The organism is Glaesserella sp. (genome assembly GCF_041817755.1).
Lineage (GTDB): Bacteria > Pseudomonadota > Gammaproteobacteria > Enterobacterales > Pasteurellaceae > Glaesserella.
Genome location: NZ_JBGYBX010000060.1, coordinates 16,722 through 42,651 on the forward strand (window position 1 = coordinate 16,722; position 25,930 = coordinate 42,651).

At 45.4% G+C, this 25,930-nt stretch carries 26 protein-coding genes and 1 pseudogene; 16 read left to right on the forward strand and 11 right to left on the reverse strand.

Annotation, left to right across the window (positions count from 1 at the left end):
* Positions 1-330: 330 nt before the first annotated feature.
* The 9 genes and pseudogenes from ACEYKX_RS09515 to ACEYKX_RS09555 form a co-directional block, all read right to left on the reverse strand.
* Positions 331-501 (reverse strand): hypothetical protein, encoded by a 171-nt coding sequence (locus ACEYKX_RS09515; protein ID WP_373766784.1) that lies wholly within the window; start codon positions 499-501, stop codon positions 331-333.
* A 1-nt stretch (position 502) separates the two neighbouring features.
* On the reverse strand, positions 503-1,249 hold the full coding sequence (locus tag ACEYKX_RS09520) for a Fic family protein (protein ID WP_373766783.1): 747 nt from the start codon (positions 1,247-1,249) through the stop codon (positions 503-505).
* A gap of 11 nt (positions 1,250-1,260) precedes the next feature.
* Positions 1,261-1,839 carry a UPF0149 family protein gene (locus ACEYKX_RS09525; RefSeq protein ID WP_373766782.1) on the reverse strand — a complete coding sequence of 193 codons (579 nt, stop codon included), beginning with the start codon at positions 1,837-1,839 and terminating at the stop codon, positions 1,261-1,263.
* A 1-nt stretch (position 1,840) separates the two neighbouring features.
* A pseudogene (locus tag ACEYKX_RS09530) lies at positions 1,841-1,945 on the reverse strand (GNAT family N-acetyltransferase); the annotation flags it as partial.
* Between the two features lie 18 nt (positions 1,946-1,963).
* The gene (locus tag ACEYKX_RS09535; protein WP_373766781.1) at positions 1,964-2,473 is read right to left on the reverse strand and encodes a hypothetical protein; all 510 of its coding nucleotides are present in this window, start codon (positions 2,471-2,473) and stop codon (positions 1,964-1,966) included.
* A 271-nt stretch (positions 2,474-2,744) separates the two neighbouring features.
* Complete coding sequence (locus ACEYKX_RS09540) at positions 2,745-3,197, reverse strand: DIP1984 family protein (protein ID WP_373766780.1); 453 nt, start codon at positions 3,195-3,197, stop codon at positions 2,745-2,747.
* 106 nt (positions 3,198-3,303) lie between these two features.
* Positions 3,304-3,786, reverse strand: coding sequence for a hypothetical protein (locus tag ACEYKX_RS09545; RefSeq protein ID WP_373766779.1), 483 nt, complete (start codon positions 3,784-3,786; stop codon positions 3,304-3,306).
* Positions 3,787-3,815: 29 nt separating this feature from the next.
* Positions 3,816-4,259 carry a DNA polymerase III subunit chi gene (locus ACEYKX_RS09550; RefSeq protein ID WP_373766958.1) on the reverse strand — a complete coding sequence of 148 codons (444 nt, stop codon included), beginning with the start codon at positions 4,257-4,259 and terminating at the stop codon, positions 3,816-3,818.
* A 281-nt stretch (positions 4,260-4,540) separates the two neighbouring features.
* Positions 4,541-6,049, reverse strand: coding sequence for a subtype B tannase (locus ACEYKX_RS09555; protein ID WP_373766957.1), 1,509 nt, complete (start codon positions 6,047-6,049; stop codon positions 4,541-4,543).
* A 125-nt stretch (positions 6,050-6,174) separates the two neighbouring features.
* Here ACEYKX_RS09555 and ACEYKX_RS09560 point away from each other — a divergent pair, with 125 nt between their 5' ends.
* On the forward strand, positions 6,175-6,645 hold the full coding sequence (locus ACEYKX_RS09560) for a hypothetical protein (protein ID WP_373766778.1): 471 nt from the start codon (positions 6,175-6,177) through the stop codon (positions 6,643-6,645).
* Positions 6,646-6,664: 19 nt separating this feature from the next.
* Here ACEYKX_RS09560 and ACEYKX_RS09565 read toward each other — a convergent pair whose 3' ends face one another.
* Complete coding sequence (locus ACEYKX_RS09565) at positions 6,665-8,134, reverse strand: glycoside hydrolase family 1 protein (RefSeq protein ID WP_373766777.1); 1,470 nt, start codon at positions 8,132-8,134, stop codon at positions 6,665-6,667.
* 493 nt (positions 8,135-8,627) lie between these two features.
* On the opposite strand from ACEYKX_RS09565, the gene ACEYKX_RS09570 reads away from it, so the two are divergent.
* From ACEYKX_RS09570 to cysI, 10 genes are all read left to right on the forward strand, one after another.
* Positions 8,628-9,599: a sulfate ABC transporter substrate-binding protein gene (locus ACEYKX_RS09570; protein ID WP_373766956.1), complete on the forward strand. Its 972-nt coding sequence runs from the start codon at positions 8,628-8,630 to the stop codon at positions 9,597-9,599.
* A gap of 54 nt (positions 9,600-9,653) precedes the next feature.
* Positions 9,654-10,463 (forward strand): sulfate ABC transporter permease subunit CysT, encoded by an 810-nt coding sequence (gene cysT / locus ACEYKX_RS09575; protein ID WP_373766955.1) that lies wholly within the window; start codon positions 9,654-9,656, stop codon positions 10,461-10,463.
* A 9-nt stretch (positions 10,464-10,472) separates the two neighbouring features.
* Positions 10,473-11,297 carry a sulfate ABC transporter permease subunit CysW gene (cysW, locus tag ACEYKX_RS09580; protein ID WP_373766776.1) on the forward strand — a complete coding sequence of 275 codons (825 nt, stop codon included), beginning with the start codon at positions 10,473-10,475 and terminating at the stop codon, positions 11,295-11,297.
* Between the two features lie 8 nt (positions 11,298-11,305).
* Positions 11,306-12,379 carry a sulfate/molybdate ABC transporter ATP-binding protein gene (locus ACEYKX_RS09585; protein WP_373766775.1) on the forward strand — a complete coding sequence of 358 codons (1,074 nt, stop codon included), beginning with the start codon at positions 11,306-11,308 and terminating at the stop codon, positions 12,377-12,379.
* A gap of 175 nt (positions 12,380-12,554) precedes the next feature.
* A complete protein-coding gene (gene cysG, locus ACEYKX_RS09590; RefSeq protein ID WP_373766774.1) occupies positions 12,555-14,018 on the forward strand; it encodes a siroheme synthase CysG in 1,464 nt (487 codons plus the stop codon).
* A 280-nt stretch (positions 14,019-14,298) separates the two neighbouring features.
* On the forward strand, positions 14,299-15,033 hold the full coding sequence (locus ACEYKX_RS09595) for a phosphoadenylyl-sulfate reductase (RefSeq protein ID WP_373766773.1): 735 nt from the start codon (positions 14,299-14,301) through the stop codon (positions 15,031-15,033).
* Positions 15,034-15,042: 9 nt separating this feature from the next.
* Positions 15,043-15,969 (forward strand): sulfate adenylyltransferase subunit CysD, encoded by a 927-nt coding sequence (gene cysD / locus ACEYKX_RS09600; protein WP_373766772.1) that lies wholly within the window; start codon positions 15,043-15,045, stop codon positions 15,967-15,969.
* 18 nt (positions 15,970-15,987) lie between these two features.
* Positions 15,988-17,283 (forward strand): sulfate adenylyltransferase subunit 1, encoded by a 1,296-nt coding sequence (locus ACEYKX_RS09605; RefSeq protein WP_373766771.1) that lies wholly within the window; start codon positions 15,988-15,990, stop codon positions 17,281-17,283.
* Between the two features lie 31 nt (positions 17,284-17,314).
* Complete coding sequence (locus ACEYKX_RS09610; protein ID WP_373766770.1) at positions 17,315-19,117, forward strand: assimilatory sulfite reductase (NADPH) flavoprotein subunit; 1,803 nt, start codon at positions 17,315-17,317, stop codon at positions 19,115-19,117.
* A gap of 70 nt (positions 19,118-19,187) precedes the next feature.
* The gene (gene cysI, locus ACEYKX_RS09615; RefSeq protein WP_373766769.1) at positions 19,188-20,966 is read left to right on the forward strand and encodes an assimilatory sulfite reductase (NADPH) hemoprotein subunit; all 1,779 of its coding nucleotides are present in this window, start codon (positions 19,188-19,190) and stop codon (positions 20,964-20,966) included.
* A gap of 58 nt (positions 20,967-21,024) precedes the next feature.
* Here the strand turns inward: cysI and rpe are convergent, their stop codons facing one another.
* Positions 21,025-21,699, reverse strand: coding sequence for a ribulose-phosphate 3-epimerase (gene rpe / locus ACEYKX_RS09620; protein WP_373766768.1), 675 nt, complete (start codon positions 21,697-21,699; stop codon positions 21,025-21,027).
* Between the two features lie 213 nt (positions 21,700-21,912).
* Between rpe and ACEYKX_RS09625 the strand changes: the two genes are divergently transcribed.
* The 5 genes from ACEYKX_RS09625 to napA all read left to right on the forward strand — a co-directional run bounded on the left by ACEYKX_RS09625 (position 21,913) and on the right by napA (position 25,850).
* Complete coding sequence (locus ACEYKX_RS09625; protein WP_373766767.1) at positions 21,913-22,179, forward strand: type B 50S ribosomal protein L31; 267 nt, start codon at positions 21,913-21,915, stop codon at positions 22,177-22,179.
* Between the two features lie 18 nt (positions 22,180-22,197).
* Positions 22,198-22,323, forward strand: coding sequence for a type B 50S ribosomal protein L36 (gene ykgO / locus ACEYKX_RS09630; RefSeq protein WP_005713329.1), 126 nt, complete (start codon positions 22,198-22,200; stop codon positions 22,321-22,323).
* Positions 22,324-22,494: 171 nt separating this feature from the next.
* Entirely contained in the window at positions 22,495-23,031 is a 537-nt protein-coding gene (gene napF, locus ACEYKX_RS09635; RefSeq protein WP_373766766.1) for a ferredoxin-type protein NapF, read from the forward strand.
* A gap of 6 nt (positions 23,032-23,037) precedes the next feature.
* Positions 23,038-23,325 carry a chaperone NapD gene (locus ACEYKX_RS09640; protein WP_373766765.1) on the forward strand — a complete coding sequence of 96 codons (288 nt, stop codon included), beginning with the start codon at positions 23,038-23,040 and terminating at the stop codon, positions 23,323-23,325.
* Between the two features lie 35 nt (positions 23,326-23,360).
* Positions 23,361-25,850: a nitrate reductase catalytic subunit NapA gene (gene napA / locus ACEYKX_RS09645; protein WP_373766764.1), complete on the forward strand. Its 2,490-nt coding sequence runs from the start codon at positions 23,361-23,363 to the stop codon at positions 25,848-25,850.
* Positions 25,851-25,930: the final 80 nt, after the last annotated feature.

A 25,930-nucleotide genomic window follows, 5' to 3' on the forward strand; every position in this document is an offset into this window, starting at 1 on the left:
CCTTCGGCTGAATGAGCCACGCTGTGGCTCTTTTTCCAATCCCTAGCCCCAACGGGGCTGAATTATGCGTAACCTAGTACGGCTTTGCCGTGCTAGGGATAAAGCAAATTTTACTCACCGACTTCGTTTTTACCGCTGCCAAATCTCCCCTAACCCCTCTTTGCTAAAGAGGGGAACTGGCTCAAACGAAAATATAAAATCGAAGTACTTCAAAAAGAGGCTCAATTTTTTAGATGAGCGATTATTTTCTTCGATCTGATCCCCCTCTTTAGTAAAGAGGGGTTAGGGGAGATTTGTCAAACACAATAACTAAGTAAAAAAATCTCAATATTATTGCGCATATTCAATCACTCGAATAAAACCATTTGGATGATGCTCAATCAAATCCCCGTTTTCACGTCGATAAGTCACGACTTCACGCTTCTTCTTATCATCCATCCACGCTTTAAATTGAATCTGCAACTGGCGTTGTTGTTCTCTAATTTGTTCGATTTTGGTCATTTTATTTCTCCAAAATTCTCAAATACCGATCTAACTCTTGAATTTCATAATCCGCAATTAATTCCGTTAAAGTCACCGTACTTTGCTGATTCTTATGAAAATCATCAAAACATTGATAATATTTTGCTCGGTTCGTAAATTTAATATCAATCGGTAAATAACCTTGTTTAAGCAATTCAAAATTAATCAGCAATCGCCCAGTTCGTCCGTTACCATCAATAAAAGGATGAATACTCTCAAACGCCAAATGTAACCAGCTAATGGCTTCAATCGGGTGAAGTCCGGTCAATTTCTGCTGATATTTTTCAATTAAGCGTTGCATTTCTTCCGCAATTAAATAAGGTGCAGTCGGTTCGTTTTCAGCCCCTAAAATACGCACAGGAATTTTACGATAAACACCGCGATTTTCTGCACTCCCCATTAATACCAAAGAATGAATATCTTTAATCGTGCGTTCGGTTAATGGCTCATTATTTACCACTAATTCATAAATATAATTAAACGCGTCTTTAAAACCGATAATATCCAAATGTTCACGAATCGGTTTTTCCGCAATGGTGATACCTTCTTTTAAAATCAGCACGGTTTCTCGCAATGTGATTGTATTTCCTTCAATCGCATTAGAGTTATAACTACTCTCAATAATAAATTCTTCTCGCAAGCGTTGCACTTCCGCAGTGGAAAGCGGGCGATATTGAGTCAGCTGATTTTTTAAGTATTCAATTTGGTTTAGTTTATGATTGTGCATTTATCTACTTATTAAGGTTTATATAAATTATTTTTAACATATTGATAAATCTTCAAAGCGGCATTTTCAATTTTTTCTGCTTGCCTATTTAATTCTTCATTAGTAATTTCATCCGGCTGTTCAACTAAAGTAGAATAATACTTAATTAAATCTAATTCAGGTTGAATATCTTTTGGTAATTGCTGTATTCCTGCAAGTTCAATACCATACATATACGTTACGCACCAATCCTCAGAAATAAAAAATTCACCATCACCCAAATCACGAATTTCAAATTGAGCATAGTAAATACCTTTACCTCGATTTAAACGATCAATCAGCTCATTGTAATATCGAAAAATAAGATCTAAATAGCGTTCTAAAGCCTTCTTATTTTTCCATTGGGGTTCTTGATAACCCCATAATCTTGGCAGCCATTGGCTTGGTTGAATTAAGGTTGGTGAGGAAAGAATAGCAGTCAGGAAACCGTCTAACTCTACGAGAGAATAAATTCCCCTATCATCTTCTTCACTTGCGTACTCTAGAATAAGTTGATCTAATTCCTCTAATTCGTCTTCAGATAGCGGTTTAAAATCCATCATTTTCATCATATTACTCACGCTTTACCATATCCAAATGCGGTATCCCATCTTCCAAATAAACCTCGGAAATCGGTTTAAACCCAAGCGATTGGTAAAAATCTTGCAAAGATATTTGCAAATTTCCGCCTAAATCCTACCGCTCGTAGCAATCATACGCCACGGCATTTTTGACATATTCCTCATAACGATAATAGCTATTTTCTAGTTCTTGATAATTGACCCGTTTACATTTGGCTAACGCCGGATCGTTTTCCTCCAACACTTTAATCGTGACTTTATATGTTCTTTCAGCAAGACCGTGGCTGGAAAACCCAAAAGGTCCGAAACTCGGAATGACGTAGTCCACCGGCACAAGTCCCCGTATGTAAAACGATACGCCTTTTAAATCTGTCGGGGAAAAATTACCGTCATGTGTCACACGACAGCCGGCATGTTCTATGGTGTATCCGTGCTCTTCCCCTTCTTTTAAAATAGGCAGGGCAGAGCAATCATACATATTGTGTTTGCTTGCTGTAGGATACCAATAATACGGCTTGCCTTTCACAGCGACGTAAGGCTCCGGTGGCGGATATGTCGCTGTTGAACACGCGTTGAGCACGCTCAATAATAGTGCCAAACAGATTATTTTCACAATACATTTCATAAAATGTCTCCTGCACGGGTGTTATCTGTGTCGGTTTGTTTGAATTTGCAAAATTTTGCCCGTTTTCGACCGCTTGTATTCCCCAATCCCTCCCTCGTTTTACGTTAATCAATACATGGTGGTACGGCATACGCTTTTTCAATACGGATTAACTTGTTTCGGGCTACACGGTAATTTGGTGAAACTGCCCTTCGTTTCCGTCTGTTAATGTGCTTTTTGCCTTAAGCGAAGGTTGTATTCGCCTTAACGTAAAACTACCCGAATCGTAAAATTAGAGTTCGTTCAACCAGTTGGCTTGCTGAATGAGCGTATCCAATTCGCGGTGTTGTTTAGCGATGTCGTCGGCTTGTTTGCGGATGCCTCGGACGTTCACCGCCGCCAGTATTTTTATTTCGCTGCGACTGTAACGGGATTGCTCCGGAGTCGCGGCGTTGGCAAGGTTGATCAACATGGCATGTTTGGCTTTGAGCAAATCACGCAAGGCAAGGGCTTCGACCATCGGCATGCCGTTTTCAAGTTGAATGCGGTTGTTGGCTTGGTTGATTGCCACGACGATTTTCTTTAATTGATCCGCCGTGTGATGGTATTCTTCCAGCAATTCCAATGGGTTTTCCGTCGGATGCTCACCTTCCTGATATTGTGCGTTTTGGTGTAAACGTTGGTTTAATTGCTCAAGTCGGCGTTGTAAGTCCGAGCGTTCAATCAAAGCTTCTGCCAGTTTCATTGCCTCTCCTTCATCTTATTGGGTGACAAGCGGTACGATTGTCGCTAAATTTTGCGAATTATCGCATTGTTCGAACCGTTTGTCATAAAATGATGGCAATTGTCTTTCAAGCGGATTGAACGGCGGTGTTTGCAGTGCTGTCAGGCAGGGTAAATTTCAGCAAGCGCCGTTTCTCTGTGTGTTCGGCTTGTTGATAAAAAGTGTAAAACTCTGCAGTTTTCTTACTGAGCTCGACACCGTTGATGATTTTTTGAGGCAGGCTTTTTCGCTGTTTCAAATCCGCTTTGACGTAACAGACGGCGCTGATCGTATAAAAATCCACATCAACGTGTAATTTTAAGTCGTCATACGCCACACCGAGGGTATAAAAATGATCTTGAACATACCATGTTAAATACTCACTTAAACGATCATTAAACAAGGTAAAAAATTCCCTCGCCTGTACATAATCATACAAATCAATCGTTAACGGATTATCACAATGAAACCGAAAATACAGGGCCTCTTTATCCGGGAACATATAGGTAATAAAACACACGACCGCTGATAAAAAAGTCAACGTCAGAAGAAGGTAAAACCAAATATCCATAATGTAAAAAGAAAAAAGAACGTGTTTTTTTAATTGTCTGCTTGTTCCGTCGTTAATTGCCAGCCGAGTTGGCGATATTGCTTATAACGCTCACGGGCAAGCGCCTTTTCCGTTTCATCCGCAGGTACGAAATCAATAATGTGCGTAAAGCTTTCAATAAAGTCCGGCAATTGCGTTTGAAGGGAAATCAGAATATCCCGACGCTGTGCATTGCGTCTGCCTTTCCAGCTGATTTCAATCGGCGTGGCATAAGCGGTGACTTCGCCGGAAAGGTTATGCGGAACGAAATCCTCCGGGTCTCTTGCCCAAAGCAGTTCGTCGATTTGCAGCGCTTGTTGTTCCGTTTCGCACGTGATCAGCACCCGTTTACCCGCCCGCCAAGCTTTCGCCGCAAGGGAACATGCCAGCATGTCGGTGGCGGAAACGTCTCCTTGAACGGTTTGATTGAGCAGATAAAAAGTGACTTGTTTCACGGTTTGTCCTAAACATAGTTGGAAGAGAAAGGCGGTCATTCTAACGGAATATGCTTAAAAATGGAAAATTCAGTCCTTAAATTTGCACAAATTTAAATATATCCGTCCGCCGAATATGTTCGTTTGTAATATCGGCAATAATTAAACGCACTATTCGGCGATATGTCGTTTATTTTAATTATCGGAAAAGGAATTAAAAAAACAGCCCCAAGCGGGGCTGAAATCTAAGATATGTTTTCATTCATTTTCGGGACGTTTATCTGAAAATATAACCGTCACGATTATTTTGAAATACCGTCCATCCATTGAAACAGCTCGTCCAGATCGTAGTCGCCCGAATGCGGCACCGCCCACGGTGTTTCGTAATCAACTTTTTTACCTTGCATCTGTAATTTGATTGCCAACATCGCACTAATAGCGTGCGACGTATCGCGATCGGACGTACCGACGCGAATCCGCCAATGTTCCGCAGCTTTCGGATTATCCACATAGCGCATGGCGTTCATCAGTTTGACAGTTTCCGCATCCGCCATACCGCCTTGAGCCGTACTGCGCTTGAGCGAATACTCGGTAAAGTGACGGTTGTTGACGGTCTCCGTACCGAACAGATTATTTTCCCCCCTACTTAAGTCAAAAGCATCGAATGCCGGTGGCGATTTCATCCGTTTTTCCGAATGAATGTAGCCGTTCCAATCCATATCGGTCACACCGTCTTGACTGAATGTCAACCATGTTTTATCACTTAAATCGCTACCGTTTTTACGGGCTTTATCCGCCGCTCGAACAATCACTTTTTTCACATAGTCTTTGAATGAGCCGTTGCCTTGTGCATCAAGAGTCAGCGCATTTCCTTTTTCATCTTTTAAGTTCAACCCGTTTAAATAGGCAGGGAATAAGGCTTTCAATTCGTTCGACGTTTGTATTTCCGCCGTGGTTAATGTACCTTCAAGTTTCGGCATCGGTTTTGAACGATCATTAAACGTAGCGGCATTCAGTTTACTCATATCCATACGGCTATAGTCGTTTAAGCCGTTAAACTCCCATTCATACGCGCTATCGGCATGTTCAAGATTGGTAATCGGGCAATAGGCAGAAACGGCAAAAATCGCATCACTGGCTTCCGCTGCACCGATTTGTTTGAAATAGTCCGCATAATCCGGGTTATCTCCGCTTGCGCCGAGTAACGCCGACAGCGCGCCGCCCGCACTGGTACCGTTGGAAATAATTTTGTTCGCATCGCCAGGCATTCTACCGTCATTAAAATGTAAATAACGAACTGCGGATTTTAAATCGATAATGACAGCAGGGGCTTTGCCGGTGTATTTCCCGCCTTGCTCTAAAGTTCGCCCGCGAGCGCCGACACTGGCAACAACATAACCTTTGGCGAGAGCGGTTTGAATTGCATTCGGTTTATCGCTGGCATCAACCCCTTTTTTGTCATAGGTTGCCGCTTTCGCCGGCATATAACCGCCAACGGCGTTCGGTAGGAAAATCGGTGCGGTTTGTGCGTTAAAGCCATTGATTTCACCGTTATTGAAATAGGCTTCCGGCACATAGAAATTGATGGTTTGGTAATCTGGCTCTAACGGATTTTGTACATACACGATTTTTTCAAAGGCACGGAATTTCACTTTTTCGCCATTTACCGTTGTCTCCAGACTTCGGTAGTGTTTATCATTGAATTCAAGTTGATAGCCCCTGTCGGTTTTATTGAAATAGGGCAGATCGGCAAGCGGATCTTGTTGAATAGGCGGTGCGGCAAACGCACTTGTACTGAGCGCTACGCTCATTAGCGCGGTAAAAGAAGAGTGGTTCATAAATACTCCTAAAATTGATAGATATACACGTCTGCTCATTTAGAAAAAGAACATGCTATTATGTTCCGAATATCCTGAAAAATAAAAAGGAACATGCCATGTTGCCTCAAACCATGATTGACTATTTGAACCGTCGCCACGTCGTCGGCATTACCGCACAATACCTCGGCGAGATGTGGGCGGCGAGTTGTTTTTATGCGTTTGATTTAACGAACGTCGGTTTGATCGTGTTGACTTCACGCGACACTCGGCACGGTCAATTAATGCTCAAATCCGCTGCGGTTGTCGGAACCATTTCCGATCAAGCGACAAACATCCGTCAAATTCAGGGAATTCAATTTGCCGCTCAGGCGATTTTGTTGGACGGAGAAGCCCGTAAGCAAGCGCTTGCGTTATACATAGCAAAACACCCGATTGCCCGTTTGCACCAAACGGACGTATGGCGTATTCGATTGGATAACGTGAAATTTACCGATAACACACGGCATTTCGGCTATAAAGAAATCTGGATACGCGATGACAAGCGGTCTGTTTCACACGATATTTTGCAAAATATTGCGCAAATCTGACCGCTTGTAAGGCTGATGATTAGGCTAAATCCGCGCCGTTGCTCGCAATAACTTTCTTATACCAAAAGAACGAATCTTTACGGATACGTTGGCGGGAGCCGTTGCCGTCATCATCGATATCGACGAAAATAAAGCCGTAGCGTTTCGACATCTCGGACGTTGACATACTGACCAAATCAATCGGTCCCCATTCAAGATAGCCCCACAATTCTACGCCATCGGTAATCGCTTCCTGCATTTGGCGAATATGAGCGCGTAGGTAATCGATACGGTAGCTGTCGTGGACTTTACCGTCTTCAACTTTATCATAAGCGCCCAAGCCGTTCTCGACAATAAACAGCGGTTTTTGATAACGGTCGTACATTTCGTTTAAGGTTAAACGCAACCCGATCGGATCGATTTGCCAACCCCAATCGGACGCTTGTAAATACGGATTTTTCACCCCTTCAATCAAGTTACCACCAACACGTTCGCCCTGATCTTCATGGGTGGTAACGCAGACTGACATGTAATAACTGAATGAAATGAAGTCGACCGGATATTGTTTGAGAATTGCATCATCCCCCGCTTCTTTTTGAATGTGAACATTATTTTCCGCCCAATGACGCAGCATATATTTCGGGTATTCTCCGCGGGCATGAACATCCGTATAGAACAGATTTTGCTGATTGCCCCATTGCGCTTTGCGTTGATCCAACGGATCCGCCGTCAGCGCGTAATGCAACATTCTTGCCAACATGCATCCCATTTTTCCGTCAGGAATGATCTCATGCAACGCTTTGGTGGCAAGGGCGCTGGCAACAAACTGGTGATGTAGCGCTTGGTATTTGGCGTTCTCACGTTCGGCTTCAGGTACGCGATCGATCACTAAACCGGCGCCGGTATACGGGCTATGCATGGTGACCATATTGATTTCATTGAAGGTTAACCAATATTTCACTTTATCTTTATAGCGACGGAACACGGTTTCGGCATAACGGACAAAATGCCCGACAACGGCTCGGTCTAAGAAGCCGTTATAGCGTTGAACCAAGCCAAGCGGAATCTCATAGTGGCAGAGCGTAACCATCGGTTGAATACCGTGTTTGAGTAATTCGTCAAAGATGCGATCGTAAAACGCCAAGCCTTCCTCGTTCGGTTGTTCATCATAACCGTTCGGGAAAATACGCGCCCAGTGAATCGAGATACGGAACATTTTAAAGCCCATTTCCGCCAACAGTGCAATGTCGTCTTTATAAGTGTGATAGAAATCAATCCCGTCACGTTTCGGAAAACGCGCATTAAATTTACCGGAAAGAATCTCTTCAATACGTTGTGAAGACACTTCAATAGATGCACTGTGCGCCCCCCGTTCCGCTTTCGGCACGAAAGCCACCATATCCGCACTGGATAAGCCTTTGCCGCCTTGGTCGAAACCGCCTTCGATTTGGTTTGCCGCCGTGGCTCCGCCCCATAAAAAGTGTTGCGGGAAAGGTTTTAAATTACTCATAGAAACGTCTCCTGTGTTGAGTGAATGTTCTGTTAGCAGGGCAATAAAAAAGCCTAAGCAAACCGGGTTTTGTCTCCCGATTTGCTTAGGCTTGCCGAATTAACGTAACACCCTAAGGGTTATTAATACGCCCGACTATACGCCGAATGAAAAATGATTTCAAAGTCGATACCGTGAAAATGTGAATGAGATCACAAAAAATGTTTATTTAACCGCGCTAAGTGAATTTAAGTTGTTTTTGGCAAAAATTATCCGAAAAACACCGCCGAGAGTCCTCTTTCCCATTCTTATTTCATATATCACATTCGGTTTTCGTATTTCTCACGCGAAATCGGGGATGTTTTAATGCTGCCGACTTGCAAAAACAGTGGCTGATCTTCCCAGCGGAGCGCCACGGATGACACTCAAGGAGATCCTGATGAAAAACAGTCTATCGAAAAATAACCTTCGCCATACCCTGAATGCCATTAAACACATTCCTTTATTTGCCGGCATGCTGACCGTAATGATGACATCGGTTTCCCACGCCAATGAATTATTAAACGTCTCTTACGATCCGACTAGAGAATTATATAAAAGCTATAACCAAGTGTTTGCCGAACATTGGAAAGCCACGCAAGGGGAAACCGTTCGAATTAAAACCTCCCACGGTGGTTCCGGCAAACAAGCGCGTTCCGTTATTGACGGCTTGCAAGCCGATGTCGTGACATTGGCTTTAGCGGGCGATATTGATGCGATAAATCGCAACCAAACGCTTATTGAACCGGGTTGGCAAAAAGAGTTTGCCAACAACAGTACGCCTTACACTTCTACTATTGTTTTTTTAGTAAGGAAAGGAAATCCGAAAAATATCCGCGATTGGGACGATTTAACCCGTGAGGGCGTAGAAGTCATTACACCGAATCCGAAAACCTCGGGCGGTGCACGTTGGAACTTTTTAGCGGCATGGGCGTTTGCTAAAGAAAAATTCGGTTCGGACGATAAAGCCTTGGAATTCGTCACGACCATTTACAAACATGCTCCCGTACTGGATACCGGTGCGCGAGGGGCGACCACCAGCTTTGTCCAACGGGGATTGGGGGATGTATTGATTGCTTGGGAAAACGAAGCGCATTTGGCATTAAACGAACAAGGCGGTAGTGAATTTGAAATTGTGACGCCCTCTCTCTCCATTCTTGCCGAACCACCCGTAGCGATCGTTGATAAAGTCGTGGATAAGAAAGGAACCCGCCGACAAGCAACGGCATATTTGGAATATCTCTATAGTGACGAAGCGCAGCATATCATTGCCAAAAGTTTTTATCGTCCGAGCAATCCGACCATTCTTGAACAATATCGTCAACAATTTCCGACATTAAAACTGGTGACCGTCGATCACTATTTTAACGGCTGGGAAAACGCACAAAACACCTATTTTGCCGACGGTGGGATTTTCGACAAAATTTTTGCCGAACTGAATAAATAATCGGCGGGCGTTCGAATCGGATTCGGGCGCCAAAATAAGGAGTGATTTATGGCTATCGTTTCCTCCCGTATTATCCCGGGGTTCGGATTGACGCTGGGTTATACCGTGAGTTTTTTAAGCATTATTGTGTTGATTCCGTTATTCGGATTGTTTTTATTTTCCACTCAAATTACTTGGGCGGAATTAGTCGAATTACTGACCGGTAAGCAACTGCTACTGTCGTTATGGCTCTCTTTACGTACAGCCTTTACCGCCGCACTATTAAATGCCCTGTTGGGCGGTATTTTAGCGTGGACATTGGTGCGTTACCGTTTTGTCGGACGTAAATTTATCGATACTTTTATCGATATGCCGTTTGCCTTACCGACTGCCGTCGCCGGGATCGCTTTAACGGCAATTTATGCGCAAAACGGTGTTATCGGGCAGTGGTTTTCGATAAAAATCGCTTATACCCCAATCGGCATTACCTTAGCGTTACTGTTTGTCACCTTGCCGTTTGTCGTCAGAACACTGCAACCGGTATTACAAGATTTACCGAAAGACGTGGAAGAAGCCGCCGGCATTTTGGGGGCAAACCGACTACAGATTTTCTTTCACGTGATTTTACCCGCCATTTTGCCCGCTTGGATTACCGGTTTTACGCTGGCATTTGCCCGCGCCATCGGCGAATACGGTTCCGTCGTCTTTATTGCCGGTAACATTCCGTTTAAAACCGAGATCTTACCGTTACTGATTGTGTCAAAACTGGATCAATATAATTATGTCGGTGCCGCCGCCTTAGGAATTTTAATGTTACTTATCTCGTTCACGTTGTTATTCGCAATTAACCTGATTCAACGTCGATTAGCCGATTTTGCGTCTTAAGGAGCAAAGATGTCAGTAACTACATCTAAATACACTGTGACGGATTATGCTTTAATTATCCTCTCTTTCATTATTTTTGCCGTCTTATTGGTACTTCCGTTGTATGTGGTTGTTTCACAAGGATTGAGTGAAGGCTTTCCCGTTTTTTGGGAAAATATTCTTGAACCGGATACCATTTCTGCGTTAAAGCTGACCTTGCTTGCCGCCGCTATTGCGGTGCCGTTAAACATCATATTCGGTATCTCTGCGGCGTGGTTAGTCACTAAATATCAGTTCAAAGGACGGCAATTTCTGATTACCTTAATTGATTTGCCTTTCTCCGTCTCACCGATTGTCGCCGGTTTGATTTATGTCTTGCTGTTCGGCGCACAAAGCTGGTTATATCCGTATTTGACCGAATGGGATATCCAGATCGTTTACGCCGTTCCCGGCATCATACTTGCCACGATATTTGTTTCCGTACCGTTTGTCGCACGCGAGCTTATTCCGATTATGGAGGCACAGGGAACCGGTGAAGAAGAAGCGGCAACGGTACTCGGCGCAAACGGCTGGCAAATCTTTTGGCATGTCACTTTACCGAATATCAAATGGGCATTATTACACGGTGTCGTACTATGTACCGCCCGCGCGTTAGGGGAATTCGGCGCCGTTTCGGTTATTTCGGGGCACATCCGCGGTTACACCAACACGTTACCGTTACATATCGAAATTTTGTACAACGAATACAACATTGTCGCGGCATTCAGCGTGGCGATTTTATTATTACTTCTTTCACTCGTTTTATTATTAGCCCGTCAATGGACGGAAAGTAAATTGAGCCGCGAATTGGCCTAGGGGGATTCATGAGCATTACCATTGAACATATTCAAAAAACCTTTGATCACTTCACCGCCTTAAAAGACATCAACTTTACCGTAAACAAAGGTGAACTGGCGGCATTACTCGGACCGTCCGGTTGCGGTAAAACGACGCTTTTGCGTATTATTGCCGGATTGGAACAGCCTACAAGCGGTCAGATCTTCTTTGAAAATTGCAATGTCAGCGCACTCAGCGCCAAAGATCGCGATATCGGCTTTGTTTTTCAAAGTTACGCATTGTTTCGACATATGACCGTCGCACAAAATGTAGCATTCGGCTTAAAAGTTAAACCGAGAGCTCAGCGTTTAAGTGATGCGGAAATTGATCGTAAAGTACGCGAATTATTGGATTTAGTTCAGCTTAACCGTTTTTCAAGCCATTACCCCGATCAGCTTTCCGGCGGACAGCGTCAACGTGTCGCCTTGGCTCGGGCATTGGCCATTCAACCGAAAGTACTGCTACTTGATGAACCGTTCAGCGCATTGGATGCAACGGTACGGAAAGAACTTCGTCGCTGGCTGCGGGATTTTCATCATGAAATCAATGTCACTAGCCTGTTTGTAACGCATGATCAAGATGAAGCATTGGAAGTTGCCGATAAAATCATCGTGATGAATAAAGGACAAATAGAGCAAATCGGCACGCCCGATCAAGTCTATAAACAACCGAAAACCGCGTTTGTGGCGCATTTTTTAGGCGAAGTAAATGCACTGCACGGCTTTGTAGAACGAAATATGTTAAAAATCGGTCAATTCTCGCAAACATTAAATCAACATTATATTTCGCAATCCGCCATCGCCTATGTACGCCCGCATGAAATTACCTTGACGAAAAAAGCGATTGATAACGCCATTCGCGGAGAAATTATTCGGATCCATACGGCAGGTCCGACAATTTTTGTTGAAGTTGCGGTGAAACATAATGAAAAACCGATTGAAGTCTCCGTTAACCACACACAATTCGAACAAGAAGATTTTAAGATCGGCGAACCCGTTTCATTGATTCCCGCTTTAGTGAATGTCTTTTTACGTGACGAATTAATCGAATTTATGATTTAAACGACACTCACCGAGCGCGTTTATTATTCCTAAATTCTCTACATTATATTTTCTTATTCTTTTTAAGAATAAACGTTTTGCCGTATAACACCGGCAACAGTGAGATTACCGCAATACTGTTTTACACGACGGCGATTTCAATATTATCGACCAGTCCGTTATTTGGGAGTATGGAATGAATTATTTACCTATTTTTGTGGATTTAAAACAGCGACCGGTGTTGGTCGTCGGGGGCGGACATGTTGCCGCACGTAAAATTGATGCGTTATTGAAAGCCCAAGCCATCGTCAAAGTCGTCGCGGAAAAGCTCCACCGCTCACTCCAAAAATTAGCGGATGAAGGAAAAATCGAATGGTATGCCACAACGTTTCAGGATGAACAAGTCAACCAAGCGTATTTAATTATTGCCGCTACCGACGACAACGCCCTGAATCAGCGGGTTTTCCATGCCGCAGAATCACAACAACGTTTGGTCAATGTGGTAGACGAACAATCTTTATGCAGTTATATCTTTCCGTCGATAGTGGATCGCTCGCCGGTTCAAATTGCGATTTCCAGCGGCGGCGCTTCACCGGTGTTAATCCGACTATTACGGGAAAAATTGGAAACCCTGATTCCGCAAAATGTCGGGATAATGTCCGACATTTCAGCCCGTTGGCGGAATGCGGTAAAAAATCAATTTGCCCATCTGACCCAACGTCGCCGTTTTTGGGAAAAGCTGTTTACCAACCAGGCGTTTCAGCGTTTCACCGAAAACCATCAAATCGAACAGGCGGAAGCCTTGCTCCAACGTGAATTAGAAGCAGAAAACCCGATCATCGGCGAGGTGTCGTTAGTCGGCGCAGGTCCCGGTGATGCCGGTTTATTAACCTTGAAAGGATTGCAAACGATCCAACAAGCGGATGTCGTGTTATACGATGCGTTGGTCTCCGAAGCTGTATTGGAATTGGTACGACGCGATGCAGATAAAGTATTCGTCGGCAAACGGGCGGGTAAACACAGTGTGGCACAGGAAGAGACCAACCAACTGTTAGTCAAATACGCCAAACAGGGGAAACGGGTAGTACGCTTAAAAGGCGGTGATCCCTTTGTTTTCGGACGTGGCGGCGAAGAACTGGAAACCCTGAAATCCGCCGGCATTCCGTTTACCGTTGTACCGGGCATTACCGCGGCACTCGGCGCCGCCGCCTATGCCGGTATTCCGCTGACCCATCGAGATCATGCTCAAACCGCCATGTTTATTACGGGGCATCTTAAACCGAACGGCACCGCTTTAAAATGGGAAACCCTTGCGCAGGGTAATCAAACCTTAGTGGTGTATATGGGGACGATTAACGCAAAAGAATTAAGCGAACGGCTTCAACAACACGGGAGGGCGGCGGACACCCCGGTGGCAATCATCAGCCACGGTACACTGGCGAATCAGCAGGTCCAAACGGGAGAACTACGGGAATTAGCCCGATTAGCCGAACAAGCCGAGACACCGGCGTTAATCGTTATTGGTGAAGTCGTTAAATTGCAATCCGAATTGGCTTGGTTCGGCCAACAGGCAGGGCAATTTATCTCAACCCAAGAAACCCTTTGGACACCGCCGCAACCCTACCTTGCGCCGATCGAAAAATTACCCTTAGCGTCTTAAAAAAGACATAATACAAGCGGTGGCTTTTGCAAATTATTTTGCAAAAGCCTTTTTTATCGGGTTTTCGCAAAAGAATTAAAAAGTTCATGATATACCGGAAAGGTATAAAAAATGCAGCCAAATAAAAGCCGTTCTTATTTGGAACAGCATAATGTTGATTTCTCTTATTCTTTTGCTATTCATATTCTAAAAAACTCTAAACCATATTCTCTTATTATTTTTAAGAATAAAAATTACGATTTATAACTAGCATTACGAATCACCATGCAGGACAAACACAATGAGTTTTTTACGACCGCAATTATGGACGATTCCGCAACCGGATCAGCACGTTGCGGCAAACCTTGCCGATAAACAACGTACATTGATTTCACGGATTCGACAGATTGCCGACCAACACCATAATGCAAAATTTGCCAGCAGTTTAGCCGTAGAAGATTTGGTCATCACCGACGCTATCGTCAAAAGCGGGGCGAACATAACGGTTTTTACCCTTGAAACCGGCAAATTAAACCCGGAAACGCTGGCATTAATCAAAACGATTCAGCGTACCTATCCGACACTGCAACTGCAACTGTTTTATCCCAATGCCGCTGCCGCTAAAAAGTATGAAACCGAGCACGGTAAATTTGCCTTTTACGACAGCGTCGAATTGCGTCGGGAATGCTGCTTTATCCGTAAAATCGAACCGCTCAACCGTGCGCTCGCCGATGCCGACGCATGGTTAACCGGACAGCGCCGCGAACAATCCGTTACCCGCACCGAGCTGGCGTTTCACGAACAAGACAATGCACGCCACATCGATAAATACAACCCGATTTTCGATTGGTCGGAGCAAGAGGTGTGGGCTTATATCTTGCATCATCACATTCCGTATAACGATTTGTATAATCAAGGTTTTCCGAGTATTGGGTGCGAGCCTTGTACTAAGCCGGTTCGTCTTGGTGAAGATATTCGTGCCGGACGTTGGTGGTGGGAAAATAAAGACAGCAAAGAGTGCGGATTACATAAATAGGAAGAACATATGACAACACAACATCACATTCAAGACGGTCATTTAGACTGGTTAGAAGCCGAATCCATTCATATTATTCGCGAAGTCGTTGCCGAATGTAGCAACCCGGCGTTACTGTTTTCCGGCGGGAAAGATTCCGTCGTATTACTCGCCTTGGCACGCAAAGCGTTCCAATTGGAAGGACGTGATTTCGTGCTGCCGTTTCCGCTCGTCCATATCGACACCGGTCATAACTACCCGGAAGTCATCACCTTTCGTGACGAACAGGTCAAAAAATTAAACGCTAAATTGGTTGTCGGGCATGTGGAAGATTCCATTGCGAAAGGCACAGTCGTATTACGCAAAGAAACCGATTCCCGTAATGCCGCACAAGCGGTCACTTTGCTCGAAACCATTGCAGAAAACGGGTTTGATGCACTGATGGGCGGTGCCCGTCGCGATGAAGAAAAAGCCCGCGCCAAAGAGCGGATTTTTTCATTCCGTGACGAATTCGGGCAATGGGATCCGAAAGCGCAACGCCCTGAATTATGGTCGCTTTACAACGCCAAATTACATAAAGGCGAAAACATGCGGGTATTCCCGATTTCCAACTGGACCGAACTGGATATTTGGCAATATATCGCCCGTGAAAAACTCGAACTTCCGCCGATTTATTACGCCCATGAACGTGAAGTTGTCCGCCGCAACGGTTTGTTGGTGCCGGTCACACCGATCACACCGAAAACACCGAACGAACAGAGTGAAATCCTCTCGGTTCGCTTCCGCACCGTCGGTGACATCAGCTGCACTTGCCCTGTCGCCAGTCGGGCGAAAGATCCGTTCGATATCATCAAAGAGACCGCTGTGACCGAAATTTCCGAACGCAGTGCGACGCGAATGGACGATCAAGTCAGTGAAGCCGCCATGGAGCAACGTAAAAAACAGGGCTATTTTTAATTTTGACAGGACAACATCATGAGTAAGTTAAATCAATATGCACCGCTGCGTTTTATCACCGCCGGGAGTGTAGACGACGGTAAAAGCACGCTTATCGGACGTTTGCTGTACGACAGCAAAGCTCTACTAAGCGATCAACTGTTAAGCCTCAACAAATCCAAAAACCAAGGGGAAGTAATCGATTTTTCCATTTTAACCGACGGCTTGGAAGCTGAGCGGGAGCAAGGCATTACCATCGACGTCGCTTACCGCTATTTTTCAACGGCAAAACGTAAATTTATCATCGCCGACACCCCGGGGCACGAGCAATACACCCGCAACATGGTAACGGGCGCGTCCACCGCCCACGCCGCCGTGGTGTTAATTGATGCCTCCCAGCTGGATTTCGACCAAGCGTCGTTGGAATTGTTACCGCAAACCAAACGCCATTCGGCGATTTTAAAGCACCTTAATTGCCCGCATGTGTTGGTTGCCGTCAATAAAATGGATTTACTCGATTTTGATCAAAGTAAATTCGATCGCATTACGCAGGCTTACCGCCGATTAGCGGAACAACTCGGTTTGAAAGACGTGCATTTCATCCCGGTTTCCGCACTGCAAGGCGACAACATCGTGCATCACAGCGAACGCACGCCGTGGTATCAAGGCGAACCGCTGTTAACCGTATTGGAAAATCTGCCGAGTAACGAATATGTTTCGGAGCGCGCAGAAGATTTCCACTTCCCGGTACAACTGGTTATCCGTTTAGACAGCGATAAACAAGACGATTTTCGCGGCTATCAAGGACGCATTGAAGCCGGTAGTATCTCTGTCGGCGACAAAATTCGGATTGAACCTGCGGGGCTGATTTCTCACGTTCGTGAAATCATCACGCCGAAAGGTATCGTGACTCAAGCTGCCGCCGGCGAACAAGTAACCCTCCGTTTGACGGATGATATTGATGTTTCGCGCGGTGATACCTTTGTCGCCGCCGACGCTGCCGTTTCGCCGACCAAACGACTTCGCGCCACCGTCTGTTGGTTTGATCAGCGCCCGCTCAACCCGGCGCGTAAATACTTACTCAAACACACCACGCAAACGGTGTTCGCCAAAGTCAGCCGTATCGATCATCTGCTGGACGTACAAACATTAACGAAATTCACTGAAGCGGATACGTTGAAACTCAATGATATCGGAGAAGTAGAACTCAGCTTACAAAAACCGATTACCGCCACGACGTATCAACACAATATCGCCACGGGGTCGTTTATTTTGATTGATGAAGCGACGTATCACACCGTTGCCGCCGGCATGATTTTGACGACGGAAGCATGACACTTTCTTGATTTTTTATGTGGGAAATAAAATGAGCATTGAAAACACCAGGGATTTTCCCTTTCCGCCCGAGACGGCAGCACTGCTTGCCAATTTAGACAACCTTCAACTGGCATGGCTGTCAGGTTACTGCTGGGCAAAAGCCAAGGGGGAAAACGGATTTGCAAAAAATACGACGGAACCGACCGCTTGTCACGTAAGCGCCGAACCGCTGTCCGTCACCGTTCTGTCCGCGTCGCAAACCGGCAATGCGAAAAGCGTGGCAAACCGGCTTGCCGAACGCTTAAAAGCGGAAGGCGTTCAGGTCAAGTTGTTTTCCGCCAAGGACTACAAAGCCAAACAGATTGCCGATGAACGGACACTGATCTTCGTCACCTCCACCCAAGGTGAAGGCGAACCGCCGGAAGAAGGTGTGGTGTTATATAAACTGTTATACGGTAAAAAAGCGCCGAAATTGGATCAGCTTGAATTTGCCGTCCTCGGGCTGGGCGACAGTTCTTATCCGAATTTCTGCCAAGCCGGTAAAGATTTCGACAGCCGTTTTGCCGAATTGGGCGCTAAACGGTTATTGGACAGGGTTGACGCCGATTTGGATTTTAACGCCGCCGCAGAACAGTGGACGGAACAAGTGGTCGCATTGCTCAAAACCAAAACTGCGTCAAATGTCGCAACGGCAAGCCAAACGACCGCCCAAACCGTAAGCCAAGGTGGGACGACTTCACGTTATGACAAACAGAATCCGTTTCCCGCCACCCTGCTGACCAACCAAAAAATCACCGCCCGCCAAGCGGAAAAAGACGTTCGCCATATCGAATTGGATTTAACCGATTCGGGCTTGCAGTATCAAGCCGGTGATGCGTTGGGCGTATGGTTCGACAATGACCCTGCATTGGTCGCGGAAATGCTTTCATACATCGGCTTGAACGGTGAGGAAACGGTCAACGTCAACGGGCAACCGATACCGTTACGCCAAGCCATGCTTTCGCATCTTGAACTGACGCAAAATACCCCTGCCTTTGTGAAAGGTTATGCCGAATCGGCAAACCATGATGCCTTGACGGCATTAGCAGGTCATGCGGAAAATTTGCAAAATTACGTGCAAAACACACCGCTTGTTGACGTATTACGCGACTTCCCGACCACGCTGAGCGCCGAACGCTTTGTCGCCTTATTACGTCCGCTTGCGCCCCGTTTATATTCCATCGCCTCTTCCCAAGCGGAAGTCGGTGACGAGGTTCACTTAAGCGTCGGCGTCGTGCGTTTCGAGCACAACGGCAAAGCGAGAGCCGGCGCCGCATCAAGCTTTTTAGCCGATCGCGTGGAAGAAGACGGCACGGTGCGGGTTTTTATCGAACATAACGACGGTTTCCGTCTGCCCGCCGATAACCGCAAACCGATTATTATGATCGGATCCGGCACGGGTATTGCACCGTTCCGCGCCTTTGTTCAACAACGCGCCGCCGAACAAGCCGAAGGGAAAAACTGGTTGATCTTCGGCAATCAACGCTTCACGCAAGACTTCTTGTATCAAACGGAATGGCAGCAATTCGCCAAAGACGGCTTTTTACATCAATACGACTTCGCTTGGTCACGCGATCAAGAAGAAAAAGTCTATGTACAGCACAAAATTCGCCAAAAAGCGACCGCACTTTGGCAATGGCTGCAAGAGGGCGCTTATATTTATGTATGCGGTGACGCCGCCCGCATGGCGAAAGATGTGGAACACGCCCTGCTTGAGGTGATTGCACAACAAGGCAAGCTCAGTCAGGACGAGGCGGAAGAGTATCTCAGTGAGTTAAGGGAAAACCAACGTTATCAACGTGACGTGTATTAAGGCATCCCGCACGGCGTAAAACAAACGCCTAACAATAAAACACAGCATAGCAACACAGATGGAGTGAATAATGAGTAACGACAACAATGATGAAAAAAAATTAGCGTGGCAAAATAAACCGCTCTCCGACAATGAACGCTTAAAAACAGAAAGCAACTTCCTGCGCGGCACCATTTTAGACGATTTGGAAAACCCATTGACCGGCGGGTTTACCGGCGATAATTTCCAACTTATCCGCTTTCACGGTATGTACGAGCAAGACGATCGGGACATTCGCGCCGAACGTTTGGAAGAAAAACTCGAGCCGTTAAAATTCATGCTTCTGCGCTGCCGCTTGCCGGGCGGGATTATTCAGCCGTATCAATGGATTGAAATTGACAAATTTGCCCGTGAGCATACTTATTATCAGTCCATCCGTTTGACCAACCGCCAAACCTTCCAATATCACGGCGTACCGAAAGGCAAGTTGCAGCCGATGCACCGCTTATTGCACAGTATCGGTTTGGATTCGATCGCCACCGCCGCCGATATGAACCGTAACGTGTTGTGTACCTCAAACCCGATTGAATCGGAACTGCATCAACAGGCTTACGAATTCGCCAAGAAAATTTCCGAGCATTTATTACCGCGCTCACGCGGCTATTTGGACGTCTGGATTGACGGTAAAAAAATTGAGAGTTCGGACGATTTGTTTAAACAAGAAGACGAGCCGATTTTAGGTAAAACCTTCTTACCGCGTAAATTCAAAACCGCCGTTGCCATTCCGCCGTTAAATGACGTCGATGTGTACGGTAACGACATGAACTTTATCGCCATTCAAGATGAAAACGGGCAACTGTGCGGTTTTAACGTGTTGGTCGGCGGCGGGCTTTCGTTCGAACACGGTAATACCAAAACGTACCCGAACATCTCGTTGGAATTAGGTTACGTCCCACTCGATAAAACCTTGGCGGCGGCGGAAGCCGTGGTTAAAACCCAACGGGATTTCGGTAACCGCCATGACCGCAAAAATGCCCGCACCCGTTATACCATTCAAAATATGACCTTGGACGGTTTCCGCGAAGAAGTCGAGAAACGCATGGGATCAACATTCGAACCGACCCGTCCGTTTAAATTTACCGAACGCGGCGACCGTATCGGTTGGGTGAAAGGCATTGACAATAAATGGCATTTGACTTGTTTTATTGAAAGCGGTCGGATTACCGATCAACCGGGCAAACCGCTAATGACCGGCATGTTGGAATTGGCAAAAGTCCATAAAGGCGATTTCCGTATTACCGCCAACCAAAACATCATCATCGCCAATGTGGCGGAAGACGATAAAGCACAAATCGAAGCTTTGGCGCGTCAATACGGTTTAATTCGCCCCGATGTCACCAAACAGCGCGAATATTCCATGTCTTGCGTAGCGTTTCCGACTTGCCCGTTGGCCATGGCGGAAGCGGAGCGTGCATTGCCGGACTTCATCAGCGAACTTGATAAAGTGATGGCAAAACACCATCTGTCGAACGACTACATCATTACCCGCATTACCGGCTGCCCGAACGGTTGCGGACGGGCTATGTTGTCGGAAATCGGCTTGGTCGGCAAAGCCGTCGGACGTTATAACTTGCATATCGGCGGCGATCGCGAAGGCGTGAGAATTCCGCGCTTATACAAAGAAAACATTACGTTAGATGAGATTATTCGGGAATTGGATACGTTAATCGGACGCTGGGCGCTCGAACGGGAAACCAATGAAGCATTCGGCGATTATGTCATTCGAGCGGGGATTATCCGACCGGTCGTCAATGCACCGGTCGATTTTTGGGATGCAAGTAAAGTCATTTCCGTACAAGCGGTCGGTTAACCGTTAAAATTTGCAAATAACAAAACGGCACAACCTGTTCGGTATGTGCCGTTTTTCATTATACCTCCGCCAATTCCGCCCGCATTTGTGCGATCACTGCCTTGTAATCCGGTTGGTCAAAAATGGCCGAACCGGCAACAAACATATCCGCACCGGCTTCCGCAATCTCCGCAATATTATTGACCTTTACTCCGCCGTCCACTTCCAAGCGAATATTAAATCCACTGGCATCAATACGGCGACGCACTTCTCTTAATTTATTCAATGTTGCGGGAATAAACGCCTGTCCGCCGAATCCGGGGTTAACCGACATCAGTAAAATCACATCGACTTTATCCATCACATAATCCAAATAACTCAGCGGCGTAGCCGGATTAAACACCAAGCCGGATTTACAACCGTGATCACGAACTAATTGTAACGTGCGATCGATATGTTCCGTCGCTTCCGGATGGAACGTGATGATGTCCGCGCCTGCTTTGGCGAAATCGGGAATCAAACGATCGACCGGTTTTGTCATTAAATGTACGTCGATCGGGCAGCCAATGCCGTAATCTCTCAACGCCTTACAAATTGCCGGACCGAAGGTTAAATTCGGTACATAGTGATTGTCCATTACATCAAAGTGAATTAAGTCCGCACCTGCTTTTAAGACTTCAGCCACATCATCGCCTAAGCGGGCGAGATCGGCGGATAAAATGGACGGTGCGATAAGGTAAGGTTGTTTTGCCATGGTAAATCCTCCTGCTTACAAAATCGGCATAGCCTAACATATTTTACCCGCTAAAACGTCGATCCGCTTCGCAATTTCGTGATTCCGTTTGTTTAGGGTCGAAAAAAACAATAAAAACCATAAAAAAATTATAGCTTTTTAGCTTTCTTTCAGGCAAAATAATTCCATATTTAATTTATGGTTTTAAAGCCGAGTTTTTAAGTAGGAGAATATATGAAAAAAGGGATTCATCCTGATAATTATCGTGAAGTGCTGTTTTATGACGGAAGCGTACAGCAAGGCTGGATTATTCGTTCTTGTGCCGCAACGAACAAAACAATGGTATGGGAAGACGGTAAAGAATATCCGTTTTATCCATTAGATACGTCTTCAGCCTCACATCCCGTTTACACCGGTAAACGCCGTGAAGCCAATACCGAAGGACGCGCAAGTAAATTCAACGAACGCTTTAAAGGTATTTCAAGCCTGACGAAAAAGTAAAAAATAAAAGGAGACAATATGAAAATTTTAAATTCGCTTAAATCGGCAAAGTCCCGCCATCCGGATTGCCAAGTCGTTCGTCGAAAGGGCAAGCTATATGTGATTTGCAAAACGAACCCTCGCTTTAAGGCAAGACAGCGGTAAATAAAAACTTTATAAAATCAATTATATAGCGATGAGAATTTGACGATTTTCATCGCTTTTTTGTTGATTATTGTCAAACAAAGTTCATAAAATGTATTCCAATTGCATTTTTATGTTTTAGAAATGTTACAATTTATAGCATAAATAACCTATCCTTTTAGTAAACTATTTTTGACTGATTTAGCCGAACGTTCTTTACCACGCCGTAGCTTTTTGTGTGGGCATTTTTTGAAATCCCTGCAAGATAAAAAAACCGTTCAACAAGGGCATCATGCCATTCGCCCGCCTTGGACGGATCTTGCAAATTTTTTCGATAAATGCACCGCTTGTGATAAATGCGTGACGGCTTGTGAAACGCAAATTTTAGTCAAAGGTGCCGGAGGGTATCCGGAAGTCGACTTTATGCACGGTCGGGGAGAATGTACCTTCTGCCAAGCTTGCGTAAACGCATGTGAAGAAACGGTATTCCGTCTCACCACCGAAACACCATGGGAACATAAAGTAGAGATTAAGGAAAGTTGTGTTGCTTTTCACGGCGTGGAATGCCGTCGTTGTGAGGACAGTTGCGAAAACCGAGCGATTCGTTTTAAACGGGAAATCGGCGGTACGGCAACGCCTTATTTGAATTTAGCGAGTTGTAACGGTTGCGGGGCGTGTATTTCAAGCTGTCCTGTCTCCGTGATTAAAGTGATGTACCAAGAGTATTAAAAAATAATGAGTGAAAACCAATATCTTGGAATGGACGTTGCACCGAATTGGCATGTATGCGGTTTGGTTATACAAGCGGAGCTCACCAAAATTGAACAAGTGAAAGCCGCATTGTTATCTATTCCGGAAACAGAAATTCCAATGATTGAAGAAAATAAAGGCAAATTGGTGGTGGTGATGCAATCCCATGACCAACAGATTTTGCTGAATAATATGGAAAAAGCGCGTGATATCGAAGGAGTACTGGATCTCTCTTTAATCTATCACGAGCAAGATGAATTAGTGTCTAACTAAGTTATATTAACGCCTTAAATTGTGGGGACAATCTTATGAGTTTAAATCTAAGTCGTCGCGACTTTATGAAAGCAAATGCGGTGGCGGCTGCGGCAGTTGCTGCCGGCATGGCGATTCCGGTCAGAAACGTCGAAGCATCGGACAACACCATCAAATGGGATAAAGCCATTTGCCGTTTCTGTGGTACGGGCTGTGGCGTGTTAGTCGGTACCAAAGACGGTCGTGTGGTGGCATCGCAAGGCGACCCGGAAGCGTTCGTCAACCGCGGCTTAAACTGTATCAAAGGCTATTTCTTACCGAAAATCATGTACGGTAAAGACCGTGTGTTAAGCCCGATGCTACGAATGAAAGACGGTAAGTACGATAAAAACGGCGAATTTACCCCGGTTTCTTGGGATGTCGCCTTTAAGACTATGGCAGAAAAATTTAAAGAAGCTATGGCGAAAAACGGCAAAAATGCCGTCGGTATGTATAGCTCCGGTCAAACGACGATTTTTGAAGGCTATGCGAAAGTTAAACTTTGGAAAGCCGGTTTCCGTTCTAACAATATCGACCCAAATGCCCGTCACTGTATGGCATCCGCCGCAGTCGCCTTTATGCGTACTTTCGGTATGGATGAGCCGATGGGTTGCTATGATGACTTTGAACAAGCCGAAACCTTTATTCTTTGGGGTTCAAATATGGCGGAAATGCACCCGATCTTATGGTCTCGTGTATCCGATCGTCGTTTGTCTAACCCGAATACCAAAGTGATCGTACTTTCTACTTATGAACACCGTTCATTCGAATTAGCCGATGTTCCGGTCATCTTCAAGCCAAATACCGATCTTGCAATTCTTAACTACGTGTTGAATTACTTAATTCAAAATGATGCTATCGATTGGGACTTCGTCAACAAACACACCAAATTCAAGCGTGCCGAAACCGATATCGGCTATGGCTTACGCCCTGAACACCCGCTGCAACAAGCGGCTAAAAACGTGAAAACCGCAGGCAAAATGCACGATTCTTCTTTTGAAGAGTTCAAAGAGTTAGTTAAACCTTACACTGCTGAATATGTATCCGAGCTTTCAGGTGTTCCTGTCGATCAATTAGAAGCAATTGCAAAAGAGTTTGCGAATAAAGATCGTAAAGTAATGTCGCTCTGGACAATGGGAATTAACCAACATACCCGCGGCGTATGGGCAAACCACTTAATCTACAACTTGCATTTGCTCACCGGCAAAATTGCTTTACCGGGCAACGGACCGTTCTCATTAACCGGTCAACCGTCTGCGTGTGGTACTGCTCGTGAAGTAGGATGTTTCCCACATCGTTTACCTGCGGATATGGTGATTACCAATCCGAAACACCGTGAAATGGCGGAGAAAATTTGGAAACTTCCGGCAGGGCTTATCTCTGATGTAATGGGCTATGACACCATTGCACAAGACCGCGCATTAAAAGACGGCAAAATGAACGTACTTTGGACAATGTGTACTAATAACATTCAGGCAGGTCCGAACGTGAACCAAGAGCGCTTACCGGGCTGGCGTAAAGAAGGTAACTTTATTGTGGTTTCCGATCCGTACCCGACTGCCTCAGCACTCTCTGCCGACTTAATTTTACCAACGGCAATGTGGGTAGAAAAAGAAGGTTCTTATGGTAATGCGGAACGTCGTACTCAGTTCTGGCGTCAACAAGTGAAAGCACCGGGCGAATCTAAATCCGATATTTGGCAATTAGTGGAATTTTCTAAATATTTCACCACCGATGAGATGTGGCCGGCTGAGATTTTAGCGGCAAACCCTGAATATAAAGGCAAAACCTTATATGAAGTGCTCTATAAAAACGGTCAAGTTGACAAATTCCCACTAAGTGATTTAGCAGAAGGTCAGCTAAACGATGAATCTCATCACTTCGGCTTCTACTTACACAAAGGCTTATTTGAAGAGTACGCTGAGTTCGGGCGTGGTCACGGTCACGATTTAGGACCTTTCGATCTCTATCATAATTCTCGTGGTTTACGTTGGCCGGTCGTCGACGGTAAAGAAACTTTATGGCGCTACCGTGAAGGCTATGACCCGTATGTCAAAGCCGGCGAAGGCGTACGTTTCTACGGCAACCCGGACGGTAAAGCGGTTATTTTAGCCGCACCGTATGAGCCACCTGCAGAATCCCCGGATTCGGAATATGATTTATGGCTCTGTACCGGTCGTATTTTAGAGCACTGGCATACCGGCTCAATGACACGTCGCGTACCTGAATTACACCGTTCATTCCCGAACAACTTAGTATGGATGCACCCAACCGATGCGAAAAAACGTGGTTTACGTCACGGCGATAAAATTAAGATTTCATCCCGTCGCGGTGAGATGATTTCGCATATTGATACCCGTGGCCGCAACAAAGTACCGGAAGGATTAGTGTATACCACATTCTTCGACGCCGGTCAGATGGCAAACATGCTAACCCTTGACGCAACGGATCCGATTTCAAAAGAAACCGACTTTAAAAAATGTGCGGTGAAAGTGGAAAAAATCTAGGACTTATATATTCCCCCTAGTTGGGGGAATAGTTCCGAAAATGACCTGACAAGCGGTCGGATTTCACTGAAATTTTGCAA